This is a genomic window from Rhodopirellula sp. UBA1907, from assembly GCF_002337565.1.
In the GTDB taxonomy this organism is placed as follows: Bacteria; Planctomycetota; Planctomycetia; order Pirellulales; family Pirellulaceae; genus Rhodopirellula; species Rhodopirellula europaea.
On sequence record NZ_DDGH01000023.1, the window covers coordinates 20,687 to 24,212 of the forward strand.

The 3,526-nt window shown below is 57.1% G+C and carries 3 protein-coding genes; all 3 read left to right on the forward strand.

Going from position 1 to position 3,526, the window contains the following annotated elements:
- A partial coding sequence (locus tag B2R17_RS05165; RefSeq protein WP_414707226.1) for a hypothetical protein occupies positions 1-330 on the forward strand: 330 nt, incomplete at its 5' end.
- Complete coding sequence (locus B2R17_RS05170; protein WP_286763128.1) at positions 327-1,574, forward strand: M20/M25/M40 family metallo-hydrolase; 1,248 nt, start codon at positions 327-329, stop codon at positions 1,572-1,574. The genes B2R17_RS05165 and B2R17_RS05170, both read left to right, overlap by 4 nt.
- 244 nt (positions 1,575-1,818) lie before the next feature.
- Positions 1,819-3,255 (forward strand): PP2C family protein-serine/threonine phosphatase, encoded by a 1,437-nt coding sequence (locus B2R17_RS05175; protein ID WP_286763129.1) that lies wholly within the window; start codon positions 1,819-1,821, stop codon positions 3,253-3,255.
- Positions 3,256-3,526: the final 271 nt, after the last annotated feature.

Sequence of the window (3,526 nt, forward strand, 5' to 3'; positions counted from 1 at the left end):
CTGAAATCTGCCGGTGAATCGGCTCTTCTCATTTCTCTTGATTCTTGTGAGTTCATTTTGTCGCGTTCACTCATTGGCTCGATTGCCGCTTTGGTTTTTGCCGTTCCCGCTTCGGCACACCCAGGGCATGGCAGCACGGAAGGTTTGACTCACTACGCCGCGGAGCCCGCTCACGTCGTTCCGATGTTGGCCTCGTTTGCCGCCAGCGGATTGCTGTTGGCAGCCGGATGGTTTGCGATCGGGCGGTTGAATCAGTCACAAACCGGCACCGCAGCACAGCCAATTCGCGTGGAAGACCAGTCGCCACGTCGTGTTAGCCGCACGCGATGAGCCAGTCCGAAGCGATGAATGCTGACGCGAAAGGTGCTTCGTCATGGGCCGCGATCGATGAGTCCGCGGCTTTGGATCGTTTTCTCGAGCTGACGCGAATTCCCGGCAAGAGTGGCGATGAAGCCGCCATTTCGTCCGCGATTCAGAAAATGTTGGTTCGCGCGGGAGTGGATCCGGACTGGATTCAGTCCGATGACGCTGGGACGAAGACCCGTTTGGATGGCAACGCGGGCAATTTGATCGTCACGTTGCCGGGCGACGATTCGTTGCCGCGGACGTTGCTTTCCGCACACATGGACACTGTTCCAATTTGTGTCGGATCCAACCCTCAGATTCGCGATGACGACGAATTGGGCCGAATTGTCGTGGCTGATGGGCCAACGGGCTTGGGTGCCGATGACCGCAGCGGTTGTGCGGTGATTCTCAGTGCGATCGTCGAGCGATTGTCGCGTCAGGCAAAGAATCCCAATTTAAGACTGGCTCCGGCCGCGATCACGTTCTTGATTCAGGAAGAGGTTGGTTTGGAAGGTGCGCGTCATTTGGACGTGTCCAAAGTCGGTCGTGTTGACCGAGCATTCAACTTCGACGGCGGAGCACTCGACAAAATTCGTCATGGAGCAATCGGTGGCGAACGGATTCAGGTGACCATCCACGGGCATGCTGCTCATGCCGGCGTGGCTCCCGAGAAAGGCGTCAGCGCCATTGTGATTGCATCTGAAGCGATCAGCAGTCTGCATCGCAACGGTTGGTTGGGGCTGGTTGAAAAGGACGGGCGTCGCGGGACCGCGAATGTCGGTGTGTTTCAGGGTGGCGATGCGACAAATGTGATCACGCCAGAAGTTCAGTTGCGGGCCGAGGCTCGCAGCCACGGTGCCGAGTTTCGTGCCGAAATCGTGTCTCAGATGAGAGCTGCGATCGAAAATGCGGTTCAGTCGGTGAAAGACGTCCAGGGCCGGACAGGCAGCTTTGAGTTCAGCAGCCGAGTCGATTACGAGGCGTTTCGTTTGGCGGAGGATCACCCGTCTGTGCTGGCGGCGACGGAGTTGATCTCGCAATTGGGACGCTCTCCACAGTGTGAAGTCGCCAATGGCGGTTTGGATGCGAATTGGTTGATGCTGCACGGCATCGAAGCGGTCACATTGGGGTGTGGTCAGGCGTCCATCCATACGGTGGATGAGTACTTGATGGTGGATGAGTTCTTGGACGCTTGTCGATTGGCAGCTGAGTTGATCGCTCCTGTGTGAGTAGTGTGTTTGGTGTAGCGAGCTTGGTTGCTTTTGTTGGTCGGGCGATGCGAGTGACGCCCGTTCGAAGGCGAAGCTCGTCAAAATCGTGGCGTCAGAGCGTTCAATACACTAGGTTCAACGCACGTGGCGACTTACAATTTGCCAAGTAGTCTGTAAGAGGCGTGTAAGTTCGTCGGTTGGAAGTGTTCTCGGTCACAAGTTCTCGGTCACAAATCGTTTGTCAGGTTCATGGCGCCCCGGAGTGAAGTTCGCTGAGCAGACCCATGTCGGGATGCGACGTGCGAACAATCAAGATTCATCGGCGGTTTTAATCGCTGAGTCCGCCGATCGTCTGAACCAACGCGGCCACCTCTTCGTCGTCGCTGACGGAATGGGAGCCCACGCGGCCGGCGAGTTAGCGTCGCAGATTGCCAGTGAACGCATTTCGATGCACTACTACCAATCGCGAGAAGAGGCTCCTGAGCACGCGATTTCTGAGGCCGTGCATCTGGCCAATGCCGCGATTTACGAACGCGGACAAAGTAATCCTGAGTTCCTGAACATGGGAACGACCGCCAGTTCGCTGGTTCTGGTCAACGGTGCCGCTTATGTGGCACACGTCGGAGATTCGCGAGTTTATCGCCTGCGGCGAGGCGTGCTGGAGCAGTTGACGTTTGATCACTCGCTGGTTTGGGAGATGCAAGCCAGCGGAAAAGTTCACAGCGACAGTGTCTTCAGCAAGTCGATTCCCAAGAATGTGATCACTCGGTCGTTGGGGCCCTCTCCTGAGGTGTTGGTTGATTTGGAGGGGCCGTTTGATCTGGAGGTCGGCGATCGCTTCATGGTGTGCAGCGATGGGCTGACTGGGCAAATCGAAGACGACGAATTGGCCGTTCTGCTGGATTCGCTCGATGTCGATAAAGCGGCACGGGTGATGATCGATCTGGCCAATCTGCGGGGCGGTCCAGACAACATCACTTTGATCGTTGTCGAAGTTGATGATGAGCATTTAACTCAGAACAATGGAGCACCTCGAAAGTCCCGCTCTCTGGGAGCGGATGAGGTTTCCTCGCGGGCGTTGATTGCGACCACCGCGTTCTGTTGGACGGGAGCGGTCGGTTTTGGATTGGCGGCAGCTTTGGTCAGTCCGCGGTTCGTGGGCTCGGCAATCGTCGCATTCATACTGGGGTCGATCTCAGCCGCGGTATGGGCGAGCGGTGTGTTCAAGCCGAATGAACGCAGGCGGCCACTGAAAACGCGTCGTGTTCGAGACCGGAGTTCGGCAGGTGGCTCGTCACCTGTTCCTGGGATGCCCGGCATGCCTGGGGCAGGGCAGGGTGGTTCAGGCGATCCGGCGGGGAGCGGTGGTCCTTGGGATTCGGGTGAATCGCTCGATATCGGAAGCGGAGAAACCGCGTTGGGGACCGGGCCTTACCGCCGATTCAGGGCCAATTCGCATGAAGCGTTCTTGCTTCGCATGGACGATGTGATCACCCAGCTTCGCCAGACTTCTGAAGAGCGAAATTGGATGTTGGATTGGCAGGATGTCGACCAGTTGTTGCAACAAGCCCGCCAGGCCACAAAGGAACAGGCCTGGGGGACAGCCGTGTCATCGTATTGCGATGCGACTTTGGCAGCGATGGAGCAGTTGCGGAAGCATCAAGACGATTCGGCAAGCGACACGGTTGTCGATCTGTAGCCGGTTGGGTTCGTATCCAATGGCCGTCCGAGCGTCGTTCCGTTTAGTTGGTAGCTGAGCCGGATTTTTTGATATCCGCGCGTCTCTCTCATTTGCAAGGCTTTCTGATGAAAGTGCTTGCGTATCGATTGGCAGCGGTGGTTTCCGCCCGGCACTCGCAGGGTTCTGGGATCGAATCTTTGTCGGGAGTCCTACTCGTGACGCTTCACTTCTTGGAAGAAGTGTTTCCCAGGACTGGTGGTACCAAAAACGTGCCGTCTTGAGAGGCGGG